Raw genomic sequence first — 12,868 nt, forward strand, 5'->3', positions numbered from 1 at the left:
AGTCATTACCAACAGCCAGCTACTCTGCTTGCCGCCATGATCGTCTGCGTATGCCGCCGAGTTTCGGACCGAGAAATTGCCCGCCACGCCCGGGCGGGTCTGAGCTTTGACGAAATCCAGTTCGAGCTGGGCGTTGCCACCCAATGCGGCCGCTGCGAAAGCTGCGCCCGCGACGTGGTGGCGCAATGCAGTGCAACCCATCCGATTGCTGCGGTGCACAATGAATCCGTGCCGCAGACGATCCAGCTTGCCAGCTCCATCACGGAAAGCAAGGCATGGACCTCCTCTCTACACTCGCAGGCAGCCTGATCCTGGTGGCGGGCTCCGCCTGGTGGATCTTTCGCAAATAAAATCAAAGGTCATTTAGGCCTCTAGCGCTTATTCTGTAAGCGCTAGCAGCTATCATTTTTATGTCGCAGCCTGATCGTTTTGCCCCTGCCGGGGGCTTGAGTCGCAACACCGTCATCGTCAGCAGCGTCGTGCTCTTTCACGTGGCTGCCATCTGGGCCCTGCAGTCGGGCTTGGTGCGCAAGGCGGCAGAGATCATTGTTCCTGCCGAACTGCTCAGCGAGTTCATCAACCCGCCAGCCCCCAAGGTGGCGCCGCCACCGCCCAAGCCCGCGCCAACACCGCCTGCACCCAAGACAGCGCCCAAAGTGCAAGCCCCCAAGCCAGCGCCCATGCCGCTGGCCATCAACGACCCCACTCCGGCGCCCAATGCGCCCACCGGGGCCACCACGCCGCAGCCCCCCGCGCCCCCCATCACCGAGCCCGTGGCCGCCGCGCCTGCAGCGCCACCCGCGCCCCCGGCCCCGCCCAAGATCGAGCTGCCCTCCAGCGATGCGGCTTACCTCAACAACCCCAAGCCCAGCTACCCCGCCATCAGCAAGCGCATGGGTGAGCAAGGCAAGGTGGTGCTGCGCGTGCTGATCGGCACCGATGGCACGCCGCAGAAGGTGGAAGTCAACAAGTCCAGCGGCTACGAACGCCTGGACCGCCAGGCCCAGGAAGCCGTGATGCGCTGGCGCTTTGTGCCCGGCAAACGCAACGGTGTTCCCGAAACCATGTGGAACCTGGTCCCCGTCAATTTTGTTCTCGAATAATCATCAGGAGTTTTCATGGAATCGCAATTCGGTATCGCCAATGTCTGGATTCAAGGCGACTTTGTTACCCGTGCCGTGGCCATTCTGCTGCTGGGCATGTCCCTGGCCTCGTGGATCGTCATCCTGATCAAGGCCATCGACATCATCAAGTTCAAGAAGCACGCCCGCGCTGCGCAAGACTTCTGGCACAGCGAAGACTTTGCCGCCGGCATGAGCAAGCTGGGCGCCGACCCCACCAACCCCTTCCGCCACCTGGCACTGGAAGGCCGCGAAGCCACCGCCCACCACCGCAACACCAAGGCGCACCTGCACGATGCGCTGGACGTGAGCGACTGGGTGACGCGCTGCCTGCGCAACTGCATTGACGAATTCACCGCCCGCCTGCAATCAGGCCTGGCCATCCTGGCCTCGGTGGGCTCCACGGCTCCGTTCATCGGCCTGTTCGGCACGGTGTGGGGCATCTACCACGCCCTGTTGGCCATCGGCACGTCGGGCCAATCCACCATCGACAAGGTGGCCGGCCCCATCGGTGAAGCGCTGATCATGACCGCCCTGGGCCTGGCCGTGGCCATCCCTGCAGTGCTGGGCTACAACGCCCTGGTGCGCGGCAACAAGTCCATCCTGGGCGGCCTCAACAGCTTTGCCCATGACCTGCACGCCTACTTCGTGACCGGTGCCCGCGTGAACGCCGGTGGCGAACAGGGCAAGGTGCTGCCCATGAAGAAAGGCGGCTAAGCCATGTCGTTTGGAACCCAGGACAGCTCCGATGAGGTGATGAACGAGATCAACATGACGCCCCTGGTGGACGTGATGCTGGTGCTGCTCATCATCTTCATCATCACCGTGCCGGTGATGAAACACTCGGTCAATGTCGACCTGCCACGGGCCACCAACCAACCCGAGGACGTGAAGCCCGAGACCGTGCGCCTGAGCGTGTCTTCCGAAGGCAAGTACTACTGGAACGAGTCGGAAGTGACGGAGGAAGAACTCTTCCCCCGCCTGCAAACCGAAGCCGCCAAGGAACCGCAGCCCGACCTGCACATCCGCGGCGACAAGGCCGTGCGCTACGAAAAGGTGGCCACCGCCATGGCGGCCGCCCAACGTGCGGGTGTGCGCAAGATCGGGTTTGTGACGGACCCGCAGCAGTAACCCAGCAGGCGCTGTGGACCACTCCACACCCCCAGGCTCCGCAAGGAGCCCCTCTCAAAGCCCCGGGCCCTGTGCACGGGCTTTTTGCGTTGGGAGGCCTGTGGCCGCAGGTGCGGCCTTGGACAAGGGCACGGCAACCCCCGCCGCCAGAATACGCACACACCCGATGCCGCAGTCTTGCCACCATGGGCGGGCCAGGCACAAACGCTCAGGAGGCACCGATGAAACTCCACCCCGCCATCCACATGGTCTGCGCTGCCATCTGCCTGGGCCTGCTGTTCGCCGGGCAAGGCAGGCTGGCAGGCGTTCTGTACGTGGTGTTTCTAGCGGTCGAGATTTTTGTCTCCGCCGTCACTGGCAAGCAGGGGAACGATACCGAAAAGTGACAGGTGCGGGGGCCACGATGTACAGCCGCCCTTGTGGCGCCCCGCCCGCCCCGTGATGCGCCCCGCCTTGCGCGGGTGTTGTCACACCTGGGCACACAAATCCCCGAAATACTCCGAAATATTTTCAGAAATCGCTTGCCAAGTAATTGCGAATCGTTATCATTAGCACATCGATCAGCATCACACCGCTTCAGGAACACAGACATGCAAGCCACATTGACCACCGCCTCGTTCTTGCGTTCTTCCATGGCCTCGGCCAACGCCGCTGCCGTGCCATCGGCCGCCTCGGAAGGCCCGGTGCTGGCCGTGGACAGCAGCACCTTGCTGCAGGGTCAAAAGGCCGTGGCCATCAGCCACAACGGCTCGTTGTACCGCCTGCAAGCCACCAAACTGGGCAAGCTGATCCTGACCAAATGAGTTTCATCGTGGGGCGACTCCCGGGCTCAACAGCAGTCCGCAAGGGTCGTTTTTGCCAGCCAACGGTTTATCCCGCGTAGCCAGGCTTTTTTTCTCCACGGTATGGTTTCCCCCATCAAAAAAACCGGTCGCTGACCGGTTTTTTTGTGCCCGCATGATTGGCGGGCGGTGCACCCCAGCGGGGTGCTAGGGATGTCCTGCATCACCATCGCGAGTCGGTGGTAGTGCGGATCGGGAGAGGCCGCAAGGCGTCTTTTAGCAGCCAATAGCCCGGCTATTGGCAAGAAAAGCAACGCAGCGGACTGCCCGAGGCCGCGCTATCACCGACCGCAGGGAGTGATGAAGGTCATCCCTAGGGATCCTCTGCACAAATCACCGCGCCGTGTGCATCTGCGGCCTCGGGCGGTCTGCCGCGTTGCAAATGCTCGCAATAGCTACAGCTATTGCTGCGCTTTGCGCCTTGCAGCCCATCCCGATCCGCAGTCCACACTTGCCGCTCGATTCGTGCAGAGGATCCCTAGGCCATCACAAGCCCAGAGCGGCAATCCCAGCGCGGGCAATCTGCGCGTCTTCCGTCGACTTCACGCCGCTCACGCCCACGGCGCCCAAGCATTGGCCGTCTTTCATGATCGGCACGCCGCCTTCGAGCATGCCTTCCAGCGTGGGGGCGCTCAGGAACGAGGTGCGGCCACCGTTGATGACGTCCTCATAGCCCTTGCTTTCACGGCGGCCCAGTGCGGCCGTACGGGCCTTGGCAGGGGCAATGTGCGAGGACACAGCGGCAGCACCGTCCAGGCGCTGCAGCCACAGCAGGTGGCCGCCATCGTCCACGATGGCGATGGTGACCGCCCATTGGTGCTTCAGCGCTTCGGCCTCAGCAGCTGCGGCAACGCGCTTGATGTCTGCCAGTTCGAGTTCGTGTTTGGTCTTCATAAAGGTATGTACCAGTTTGGATGAATAAGGCCATTGAATGGCAGGGCAAGCCCGCCACGCAGGCAAAAAGCACGCCAAGCATAGCGGCCCGCCGCACGCCGGGCTGAAGGCAAGCAGCTTGAGCCCCAAGTGCGCCATGGCTTTGCCTCGCTTTGTTGACATCGCTCACCCGAAAAGATCGCAAACAGGTTCTCAATAAGCGCGAGCCGATGCCGATAATGGTGGTACATGCGATCCAGACACCCCCACCCTGCCCTGCTCAAAGCGTTTGCCGTTGCTGCGGTGCTGCTGCTGGCTGGCTGCGAGATTCCAGGCATCTGGCCCGACCCGCGCATTGCCCAGCGCGAGGAGGAATCCAAAGCCATTGGCGGCGCCTGCCGCCATGCCCTGCGCGGGCTGGAAGACTGCTACACCCTCAACCCCAAGGCGTCCAAGGCCTCGGTGTTTGCAGGGTGGAAGGAGATGGACGCCTACATGCGCGAGAACAAGCTCGAAGGCAGTCCGTCGGTCATCGAAAAGACCGATAAACCGGAGAAGAAGGCAGCCGCCTCCGCGTCTGTGTCTGCATCTGCCGACAGCAAAAGCGCCAGTGCCAAGCACTGAAGGCGCGGCCGGTGCGGACAAGCCCCGCATTTAAAGCCCCAAACCGATACAGCCTTTAAGAGACGCCCTCAGCCCAACCTTGCACCTGGGCATGTGGCTGGGTGGTTGACAGCAGGACCAGGGCGTCGAAAGCGCTGGCCCTGCACCGTCAGGCTCGCGGCATCAGGCGCGCTCAAACACCGCCATGCTCTCGACGTGCGCGGTGTGCGGGAACATGTTGACCATGCCCGCCGCCACGCAGCGGTAGCCTGCCAGGTGCACCAGCAAACCGGCATCACGCGCCAGGGTGGCGGGGTTGCAGCTCACGTACACGATGCGTTTGGGCGGGCTCCAGTGCTCCGCGCCCTCGGGCAAGGGAGGCGCATCTTCGGCGCCTTGGCGGGCCTGCTCGATGTCTGCCAGGGCCTTGGCCAGCGCAAAGGCGCCTTCGCGTGGGGGGTCCACCAGCCATTTGTCGGCCACTCCATCGGCGATCAGCATGGCGGGCGTCATTTCAAACAGGTTGCGCGCTACGAAATCAGTAGCTGCTAGCGCTTGATTCTCTTGCCTTAGAGCCTGATTTGACTGATAGTTCTCACGCGAACGGGCCACCAGCGCCTCACTGCCTTCAATGCCCAGCACCTCACGCCCCTGGGTGGCCAGCGGCAGCGTGAAGTTGCCCAGGCCACAGAACCAGTCAATCACCCGCTCATGCTTTTGCACATCCAGCAGCCGCAGGGCACGCGACACCAGCACGCGGTTGATGTGCGGATTCACCTGCGTGAAGTCGGTGGGCTTGAACGGCATGGTGATGCCGAAGTCGGGCAGCGCGTACGACAGCGGCTCGCTGTCCTCGTCCAGCAGCTTGACGGTGTCAGGCCCCTTGGCTTGCAGCCACCACTGCACCTGGTGCTGGGCCGCAAAGGCGCGCAGGCGGGCGATGTCGTCGGCAGACAAAGGCTCCAGGTGGCGCAGCACCAGGGCCGTGACATGGTCACCGCAGGCCAGCTCAATCTGTGGGCAGGTGTCCCGCGCATCCATGTCGGCAATCAGGCCGCGCAGGGGCATGAGCATGGCGCTGACATGGGGCGGCAGCACGGGGCAGACTTCCATGTCGGCCACGTAGCGGCTCTTGCGCTCATGAAAGCCCACCAGCACCGTGCCCTTTTTGATGACATGGCGCACGGCCAGGCGAGCGCGATAGCGGTAGCCCCAGGCCGGGCCCTCGATGGGGCGCAGGATGGTTTCGGCTTTCACCTTGCCCAGGTGCCAGAGGTTGTCCTCCAGTGCCCGCTGCTTGACGGCCACCTGGGCGCGCGTGTCCAGGTGCTGCATCTTGCAGCCGCCGCAGGAGCCGCCGTGCAGACCAAAATGCGGGCAGCCTGGGCGCACGCGCTGCGAGGACTCGCGGTGGATGTCCGTCAGGCTGGCCTGTTCCCAGTTGTTCTTTTTGCGATGGGTGTTGGCGCTGACCCACTCGAACGGCAGGGCGCCATCAATGAAGACCACCTTGCCATCGGGCTTGCGGGCAACACCCTGGGCGTCCAGGTCCATGGACTGCACCGCAAGCCAGCCCTCGGGAAGATCCGGAAGGTCTGGCAGGTCTGCGGTGTCTTGAATTTCTTGTGGGGAGAGTGGTTCTGTCTGTTCGCTCATCCCCCGATTGTCTCAGGCTCGGGACCCCTGGGCCGCCCGATGGGTGGCCAGCCGGGTTTTGAGGGCTGGCCTGAGGGGAGATTTAGCCCCGGTCAGCGCGCCGTGCGCGGGGGGCTGCGCTGGCGGCCGAAGGCTTGGTGCGGCTGGGCAGCTTGTTGATGACGACTTCGCAACCTTGTGTGTCCAGGGTGAACACCATCTTGCCGCCCGGCGCCACCGAGGAAAGCGTTTGGTGCAGCGGGAAGGACAGGTCCACCGGGGCTTCGTACGAGCGGTAGATCAGCTCGGAATCTGCGGCATAGATGTAATAGCAGGCGGCCGATGCAGCGGGGCTGAACAACGTGGCGGCCAATGCTGCGGCAGCGGCTGCGTAAGGCAATGCGGGCATCTTCTTCTCCTCGGTATAGACTGAAATTGGTTGCATTATGCGGCGCCACCCCCTCGCAGCCCAAGCGCAAACGTTGCATCCGCAGCCACTGCCAGCCGCTCGAAACAGTTGGATACAGCTGCTTGGCACACCTCAGGCCGTCACCCGCCGTCAAATGTGCAGGTGCAAATGGTTGGTGTGCTTGACCTCCTCCATCACCGCATAGGTGCGCGTCTCGCGCACGCCGGGCAGCTGCCACAGAACATTGCCCGCAAACACACGGTAGGCGTTCATGTCGGCAGACCGTGTTTTCAGCAGGTAGTCGAACCCCCCCGCCACCATGTGGCATTCCATGATCTCGGGGTGCACCTGCACGGCGGCCTTGAACTGGTCGAACACATTGGGCGTGGTGCGGTCCAGCAGCACCTCTACAAACACCAGCATGCCCGCGCCCAGTTTCAGGGGGTTCAGGCGCGCCTCGTAGCCCAGGATGAAGCCATCGCGCGTGAGGCGCTGCACGCGCGCCAGCACCGCCGTGGGCGACAGGGCCACCGCCTCGGCCAGCTTGAGGTTGGCAATGCGGCCGTCCTCCTGCAGGATTGACAGTATCTTGCGGTCAATCCGGTCCAGATCGGGTTCTGTTTGCATGTCGATTAGAGTTTTATTCGGTTTCAATGCCAATTTTCGACCATTTATTCATCGCCAACCCAAGGATCATCGCCAATAACGCGCCCAACCAACACTTCCCACCGTGTTGGGCCCCGCCAAATCCCTGAAAGACACCGCCATGACGCAGCCCTCCGCCCCGTTTGCCGACTTCGCTCCCCGCACCACGCTGAGCAACCCGCTGCGCGCCGCCATCACCGCCGCCACCCGCCGCCCCGAGCCCGAGGCCCTGGCCCCGCTGCTGGCCCAGGCCCGCCTGCCTGCCGATCAAGCAACGTCGGCCGAGCAATTGGCGCTGCGCATTGCCAAGGCGCTGCGCGAACGCAAGGCCAGCGCCGGACGTGCGGGCATCGTGCAGGGGCTGCTGCAGGAGTTTTCGCTGTCGTCGCAAGAAGGCGTAGCGCTGATGTGCCTGGCCGAGGCCCTGCTGCGCATCCCCGACAAGGCCACACGCGATGCGCTGATCCGCGACAAGATCAGCCACGGCCAGTGGGATGCCCACCTGGGCAAGAGCCCATCCCTCTTCGTCAACGCTGCCACCTGGGGCCTGCTCATCACCGGCAAGCTGGTGGCCACGCACAGCGAAGGCAGCCTGGGCAACTCGCTCAGCCGCCTGATTGGCAAGGGCGGCGAGCCCCTGATCCGCAAGGGCGTGGACATGGCGATGCGCATGATGGGCGAGCAGTTTGTGACCGGCGAAACCATCGACGAAGCGCTGCGCAACGCCCGTACGATGGAAGCCGAGGGCTTTCGCTATTCGTACGACATGCTGGGCGAGGCCGCGCTGACCAGCGCGGACGCGCAGCGCTACTACGCCTCGTACGAGCAAGCCATCCACGCCATTGGCAAGGCCTCTGCCGGGCGCGGCATCTATGAAGGCCCGGGCATCTCCATCAAGCTCTCGGCCCTGCACCCGCGCTACAGCCGCGCACAGTTTGGCCGTGTGATGGACGAGCTGTACCCGCTGGTGTTGCGCCTCACGGCCCTGGCCAAGCAGTACGACATTGGCCTGAACATCGACGCCGAAGAAACCGACCGGCTGGAGCTGTCGCTGGACCTGCTGGAGCGCCTGTGCCACGAGCCCACGCTGGTGGGCTGGAACGGCATTGGCTTTGTCATCCAGGCCTACCAAAAGCGCTGCCCCTTCGTCATCGACTTTGTGGTGGACCTGGCCCGCCGCACCCAGCGCCGCCTGATGGTGCGCCTGGTCAAAGGCGCGTACTGGGACAGCGAAATCAAGCGCGCCCAGGTCGATGGCCTGGAGGACTACCCCGTCTACACCCGCAAGGTGCACACCGACATTTCGTACATCGCCTGCGCCAAGAAGCTGCTGGCCGCGCCCGAGGCCGTGTACCCCCAGTTCGCCTCGCACAACGCCGAGACGGTGGCCACCATCTACCAACTGGCAGGCAGCAACTACTACGCAGGGCAATACGAATTTCAGTGCCTGCACGGCATGGGCGAGCCACTGTATGAGCAGGTGGTGGGTGCCATCACCGCGGGCAAGCTCGGCCGCCCCTGCCGCATCTATGCCCCCGTGGGCACGCACGAAACGCTGCTGGCCTATTTGGTGCGCCGCCTGCTGGAAAACGGCGCCAACACCTCGTTTGTGAACCGCATTGCCGACGAAACGATTGCACTGGACGAGCTGGTGAAGAGCCCCGTGCAAGTGGTGGACCAGCAAGCTGCGGTGGAAGGCGCCGCGGGCCTGCCCCACCCCCGCATTGCCACGCCGCAGGGCCTGTATGGCGCGCACCGTACCAACTCGCGCGGGCTGGACCTGTCGAACGAAAACACGGTGACCGAACTGGCCGCCGCCCTGCAAGCCACTGCCGCCTATGCCTGGACCGCTGGCCCTTTGCTGGGTACTGATGCCCCCGCAGGCCCCATGCAGCCCGTGCGCAACCCCGCCGACCACAGCGATGTGGTGGGCCAGGTGCAAGAGACCACCACCGCCGATGTGGACCAGGCCCTGGCCCACGCCGAGGCCGCCGCAGCCCCCTGGGCGGCCACACCGCCTGCCGAGCGTGCTGCGGCTCTGCTGCGCGCGGCCGACCTGCTGGAAGCCCGCATGTTGCCCCTGCTGGGCCTCTTGATGCGCGAAGCGGGCAAGAGCGCCAGCAACGCCGTGGCCGAAGTGCGCGAAGCCGTGGACTTTTTGCGCTACTACGCGGCCCAGGTGCAAAGCACCTTCGACAACACCACCCACATCCCGCTGGGCCCGGTGGCCTGTATCAGCCCCTGGAACTTCCCGCTCGCCATCTTCATGGGCCAGGTGGCCGCTGCGCTGGCCGCAGGCAACCCCGTGCTGGCCAAGCCTGCCGAGCAAACCCCGCTGATCGCCGCCGAAGCCGTGCGCCTGCTGTGGCAGGCTGGTGTGCCCCGTGCCGCCGTGCAACTGCTGCCCGGCCAGGGCGAAACCGTGGGCGCCTGCCTGATTGGCGACGCCCGCGTGATGGGCGTGATGTTCACCGGCTCCACCGAGGTGGCGCGCATCCTGCAACGCACCGTGGCAGGTCGCCTGGACGCCGCAGGCCGCCCCATCCCGCTGATTGCCGAGACCGGTGGGCAGAACGCAATGATCGTGGACTCGTCCGCCCTGGTCGAGCAGGTGGTGGGCGACGCGGTGTCGTCCGCCTTTGACAGCGCAGGCCAGCGCTGCTCCGCCCTGCGCGTGCTGTGCGTGCAAGAAGAAGCTGCCGACCGCGTGGTCGAGATGCTGCAAGGTGCCATGGGCGAACTGCGCGTGGGCAACCCCGGAGCGCTGCGTGTGGACGTGGGCCCCGTCATCGATGCCGAAGCACAAGCGGGCATCATCCAACACATCGAGAACTTCAAGGCCCAAGGTCATCGGGTGTTCCAGCACCCGCAGCACCTTGCGACCGCGACCCACCAAGGCACCTTTGTGCCCCCCACGCTGATCGAGCTGAACCACATCGGCGAGCTACAGCGCGAAGTCTTCGGCCCCGTGCTGCACCTGGTGCGCTACGCCCGCAACGACCTGGACCAACTGCTCGATCAGATCAACGCCACCGGCTACGGCCTCACGCAAGGCGTGCACACCCGCATCGACGAAACCATTGCCCGCGTGGTGAACCGCGCCCATGCGGGTAATGTGTACGTGAACCGCAACATGGTGGGCGCTGTGGTGGGCGTGCAGCCGTTTGGCGGCGAAGGCCTGTCGGGCACGGGCCCCAAGGCGGGTGGGCCGCTGTACCTGCTGCGCCTGCTGTCGCAGCGCCCGGCCGATGCGCTGGCCCGCACCTTTGCCGAGGCCGACCGCACCAGCCCCCCCGACACAGAGCGGCGCGAGCGCCAACTGGCGCCCCTGGCCACCTTGCAGCAATGGGCGCACACCCAGGGCAACCTGGCCCTGGCGGGCCATTGCCAGCGTTTTGCGCAAGAGACCCAAAGCGGCACCGCCCGCACCCTGCCCGGCCCCACCGGCGAGCGCAATGTCTACACCCTGGAGCCCCGTGCCCGCGTGCTGTGCCTGGCGCCCAGCACTGACGACCTGCTGGTACAGACGGCAGCTGTGCTCGCCAGCGGCGGCACCGCCCTGTGGCCCAACGCGCAGGCCAGCCTGCATGCCAAACTGCCCACGCAGGTGCAAGCCCAGGTCATGCTGCCAGACAACGCCCTGGGCAACGCCGCCGTAGCGCTGGACGCCGTGCTGCACCACGGCGACGCGCCAGCCTTGCAGGCCGTGTGCACCGCCCTTGCACAGCGCCACGGCCCCATCGTGGGCGTAACGGCACTGCCGCCCGGTGCCACGGACATCCCGCTGGAACGCCTGCTCATCGAACGGGCCCTGAGCGTGAACACGGCCGCCGCCGGGGGCAATGCAAGCCTGATGACGATCGGCTGAGGGTTCTGCACAGGGCCACCGCCCTGCAACTGAAAATTTGAATCAAATCAGCCGCTAGCTATTGCAGATAAAGCGCTAGCAGCTATTAATTCAATAGCATTCAAGATGCGGATGCCAACGGCAGATTGAGCAACAGGTTCTGTGGCTTGATGCGCACCACACCCTCGGCGTTGGTGGCCAGCCCCAGGTACACCGGCTTACCAGCCACGTCCGAGCGCATCTCGGCAGGGTTGGCAAAAGTCAGCGTGAACAGGCTCACCAGGCGCTGCATGCGCTCGGCCTCTACCGGGCGGTCCTGGTACAGGTCGTTGAGGATGGCGGTGGACTCCACGTCCAGCCCCACATGCCAGCGCCACGCGCTGTCGGTGACCTGGTGCACAGGTTCGATCTGCACTTGTACGCCCAGCAGGTGGGCCAACCAGCGCTCCAGCACGCGGGCCAGGGCCTTCAAACCTGACCGGGCACGGGTCATCTTGAACGTCAGGCCATGGCTCAGGTCCTGTGTCAGCTCGTGGGTCAGGTCGAGCAGAAAGTGGTGGCGCTCGCTCGCTTGCCAGTAATCCACGGCGTTGTCCGCGGTCAACACCTGCACCTGCGCCGTGGGCTGCAAGGCCCCGCTTTGCCGCAGCAGGCGCCCCACCTCGCCCAAGCCCGCCGTCTCGTTGAGCATGTCGAGCGCAGCGCGGTCGCCTGCCAGCATCTGGCCTTCGTACTGCGTGATGCGCTGGGGGCGGAACAGCATCTCGGCGGCGCGGGCCTCCAAGGCGTCGTTGCAGTCGGCCAGCAGGTGACGCAGCAGCGCCTGCACCACCGCGTCGATGAACACCGCAGGCACATCTACCACCCCGCTGCGCATGAGCTGCAGGTAATACGCCTCCAGCGTCCCCGCCGCCAGCAGGCCATCGCGAAAGCGCAGAAACACGGCATAGTTTTCGCGGGCGTCGTCGTCCTGCACGGCGGCCAGCTCGGCCGCCGCCACGGGCTTGAGCGGTGCAGCCTGCAAGCCCTCGTGCAGGGCCACTTCTGCGGCGCAAGACTCGGGCACTAACGCCAGCTCAGGCCGTGCGAGAAACGTGCGCACATAGGCCTGCGTGGGCACCAACCAGCCGCGCGCATTCTGCTGCAGGTGGGTGTACCCACTGCGGGGCCAAAAGTCATGGAGGTGTGGCGTCACGGCGAAGGTTCCCGAAAATCAAAACGCCCAAGGCTACACCGGCCTCCCCGTGCTTTCCCGCACAGGCCTGCGTTTTTGCGGTGTCGGCGGCACAATGGACGCACGATGAACGCGCTGCCCACCACGCTCCCCATCCGCACCGAATGCCCACCCGGCGCCTGCGTGTGCGACCGCGATGCCCTGCTGCAAAACCCGCAGGGCGACACCCGCGTGCTGATGCTGACCCGCGAAGAAGAAAAGCGCCTGCTGCAGCGACTGGAGCAACTGGCCAGCCTGGCCGACCTGCGTCGCATGCAAGAGCGCATGGAGCAACAATTGGGCATCCGCGTCACCATCACCCCCAGCCCCAACGAAGTGCGCACCCTGCGCGGCATCACCATCCTGGTCCACGAACAACAAGGCCTGTGCCGCAAAACCCGCCAGGCCATTCCAGCAGCCATCAAGCAAAGCCTGGAGCGGCGGCCTGAGATCAGCTATGAGCTGCTGGACGAAGGGGGGTTGTTTGGCGGGCAGTAACTGTCACGGGCTTTCTGCCAGCGTACTCGGCGCAAAGCCCCCTGAATGAAA

General features: G+C 64.8%; 14 protein-coding genes. 9 read left to right on the plus strand and 5 right to left on the minus strand.

What is annotated here, in order from left to right:
- The first annotated feature begins 36 nt into the window (after window positions 1-36).
- The 6 genes from CLU88_RS07105 to hemP all read left to right on the plus strand — a co-directional run bounded on the left by CLU88_RS07105 (window position 37) and on the right by hemP (window position 3,055).
- Window positions 37-309 carry a bacterioferritin-associated ferredoxin gene (locus tag CLU88_RS07105; RefSeq protein WP_099655987.1) on the plus strand — a complete coding sequence of 91 codons (273 nt, stop codon included), beginning with the start codon at window positions 37-39 and terminating at the stop codon, window positions 307-309.
- 101 nt (window positions 310-410) lie between these two features.
- Window positions 411-1,103, plus strand: coding sequence for an energy transducer TonB (locus tag CLU88_RS07110; RefSeq protein WP_099655988.1), 693 nt, complete (start codon window positions 411-413; stop codon window positions 1,101-1,103).
- A gap of 15 nt (window positions 1,104-1,118) precedes the next feature.
- Window positions 1,119-1,838 (plus strand): MotA/TolQ/ExbB proton channel family protein, encoded by a 720-nt coding sequence (locus CLU88_RS07115; RefSeq protein ID WP_099655989.1) that lies wholly within the window; start codon window positions 1,119-1,121, stop codon window positions 1,836-1,838.
- 3 nt (window positions 1,839-1,841) lie between these two features.
- Window positions 1,842-2,252 carry a biopolymer transporter ExbD gene (locus CLU88_RS07120; RefSeq protein WP_099655990.1) on the plus strand — a complete coding sequence of 137 codons (411 nt, stop codon included), beginning with the start codon at window positions 1,842-1,844 and terminating at the stop codon, window positions 2,250-2,252.
- Between the two features lie 221 nt (window positions 2,253-2,473).
- On the plus strand, window positions 2,474-2,638 hold the full coding sequence (locus CLU88_RS22965) for a hypothetical protein (RefSeq protein ID WP_158235583.1): 165 nt from the start codon (window positions 2,474-2,476) through the stop codon (window positions 2,636-2,638).
- Window positions 2,639-2,842: 204 nt separating this feature from the next.
- Window positions 2,843-3,055 carry a hemin uptake protein HemP gene (hemP, locus tag CLU88_RS07130; protein ID WP_099655992.1) on the plus strand — a complete coding sequence of 71 codons (213 nt, stop codon included), beginning with the start codon at window positions 2,843-2,845 and terminating at the stop codon, window positions 3,053-3,055.
- 525 nt (window positions 3,056-3,580) lie between these two features.
- Here hemP and CLU88_RS07135 read toward each other — a convergent pair.
- Window positions 3,581-3,988, minus strand: a complete 408-nt coding sequence (locus CLU88_RS07135; protein WP_099655993.1) for a heme-binding protein — start codon at window positions 3,986-3,988, stop codon at window positions 3,581-3,583.
- A 228-nt stretch (window positions 3,989-4,216) separates the two neighbouring features.
- Here CLU88_RS07135 and CLU88_RS07140 point away from each other — a divergent pair, with 228 nt between their 5' ends.
- The gene (locus CLU88_RS07140; RefSeq protein WP_099655994.1) at window positions 4,217-4,591 is read left to right on the plus strand and encodes a hypothetical protein; all 375 of its coding nucleotides are present in this window, start codon (window positions 4,217-4,219) and stop codon (window positions 4,589-4,591) included.
- 162 nt (window positions 4,592-4,753) lie between these two features.
- Here CLU88_RS07140 and rlmD read toward each other — a convergent pair whose 3' ends face one another.
- From rlmD to CLU88_RS07155, 3 genes are all read right to left on the minus strand, one after another.
- On the minus strand, window positions 4,754-6,226 hold the full coding sequence (gene rlmD, locus CLU88_RS07145; RefSeq protein ID WP_099655995.1) for a 23S rRNA (uracil(1939)-C(5))-methyltransferase RlmD: 1,473 nt from the start codon (window positions 6,224-6,226) through the stop codon (window positions 4,754-4,756).
- A gap of 82 nt (window positions 6,227-6,308) precedes the next feature.
- On the minus strand, window positions 6,309-6,614 hold the full coding sequence (locus CLU88_RS07150; protein ID WP_099655996.1) for a hypothetical protein: 306 nt from the start codon (window positions 6,612-6,614) through the stop codon (window positions 6,309-6,311).
- 150 nt (window positions 6,615-6,764) lie between these two features.
- Entirely contained in the window at window positions 6,765-7,241 is a 477-nt protein-coding gene (locus CLU88_RS07155; RefSeq protein ID WP_099655997.1) for an Lrp/AsnC ligand binding domain-containing protein, read from the minus strand.
- Window positions 7,242-7,380: 139 nt separating this feature from the next.
- On the opposite strand from CLU88_RS07155, the gene putA reads away from it, so the two are divergent.
- Window positions 7,381-11,127 (plus strand): trifunctional transcriptional regulator/proline dehydrogenase/L-glutamate gamma-semialdehyde dehydrogenase, encoded by a 3,747-nt coding sequence (putA, locus tag CLU88_RS07160; RefSeq protein WP_099658706.1) that lies wholly within the window; start codon window positions 7,381-7,383, stop codon window positions 11,125-11,127.
- 100 nt (window positions 11,128-11,227) lie between these two features.
- Here putA and CLU88_RS07165 read toward each other — a convergent pair whose 3' ends face one another.
- Window positions 11,228-12,301: a DUF6352 family protein gene (locus CLU88_RS07165; RefSeq protein ID WP_233205394.1), complete on the minus strand. Its 1,074-nt coding sequence runs from the start codon at window positions 12,299-12,301 to the stop codon at window positions 11,228-11,230.
- A 105-nt stretch (window positions 12,302-12,406) separates the two neighbouring features.
- Between CLU88_RS07165 and CLU88_RS07170 the strand changes: the two genes are divergently transcribed.
- Window positions 12,407-12,817: a hypothetical protein gene (locus CLU88_RS07170; RefSeq protein ID WP_099655998.1), complete on the plus strand. Its 411-nt coding sequence runs from the start codon at window positions 12,407-12,409 to the stop codon at window positions 12,815-12,817.
- The last annotated feature ends 51 nt before the right edge of the window (window positions 12,818-12,868 follow it).

It is taken from the genome of Acidovorax sp. 56 (assembly GCF_002749705.1).
Classification (GTDB): Bacteria; Pseudomonadota; Gammaproteobacteria; order Burkholderiales; family Burkholderiaceae_C; genus Acidovorax.

Excerpts from the sequence above, each read along its gene's own strand:
- CLU88_RS07105 (WP_099655987.1), top strand. The coding sequence starts at position 37 with ATGATCGTCTGCGTATGCCGCCGAGTTTCGGACCGAGAAATTGCCCGC.
- CLU88_RS07110 (WP_099655988.1), top strand. The coding sequence starts at position 411 with ATGTCGCAGCCTGATCGTTTTGCCCCTGCCGGGGGCTTGAGTCGCAAC.
- CLU88_RS07115 (WP_099655989.1), top strand. The coding sequence starts at position 1,119 with ATGGAATCGCAATTCGGTATCGCCAATGTCTGGATTCAAGGCGACTTT.
- CLU88_RS07120 (WP_099655990.1), top strand. The coding sequence starts at position 1,842 with ATGTCGTTTGGAACCCAGGACAGCTCCGATGAGGTGATGAACGAGATC.
- CLU88_RS22965 (WP_158235583.1), top strand. The coding sequence starts at position 2,474 with ATGAAACTCCACCCCGCCATCCACATGGTCTGCGCTGCCATCTGCCTG.
- hemP (WP_099655992.1), top strand. The coding sequence starts at position 2,843 with ATGCAAGCCACATTGACCACCGCCTCGTTCTTGCGTTCTTCCATGGCC.
- CLU88_RS07135 (WP_099655993.1), bottom strand. The coding sequence starts at position 3,988 with ATGAAGACCAAACACGAACTCGAACTGGCAGACATCAAGCGCGTTGCC.
- CLU88_RS07140 (WP_099655994.1), top strand. The coding sequence starts at position 4,217 with ATGCGATCCAGACACCCCCACCCTGCCCTGCTCAAAGCGTTTGCCGTT.
- rlmD (WP_099655995.1), bottom strand. The coding sequence starts at position 6,226 with ATGAGCGAACAGACAGAACCACTCTCCCCACAAGAAATTCAAGACACC.
- CLU88_RS07150 (WP_099655996.1), bottom strand. The coding sequence starts at position 6,614 with ATGCCCGCATTGCCTTACGCAGCCGCTGCCGCAGCATTGGCCGCCACG.
- CLU88_RS07155 (WP_099655997.1), bottom strand. The coding sequence starts at position 7,241 with ATGCAAACAGAACCCGATCTGGACCGGATTGACCGCAAGATACTGTCA.
- putA (WP_099658706.1), top strand. The coding sequence starts at position 7,381 with ATGACGCAGCCCTCCGCCCCGTTTGCCGACTTCGCTCCCCGCACCACG.
- CLU88_RS07170 (WP_099655998.1), top strand. The coding sequence starts at position 12,407 with ATGAACGCGCTGCCCACCACGCTCCCCATCCGCACCGAATGCCCACCC.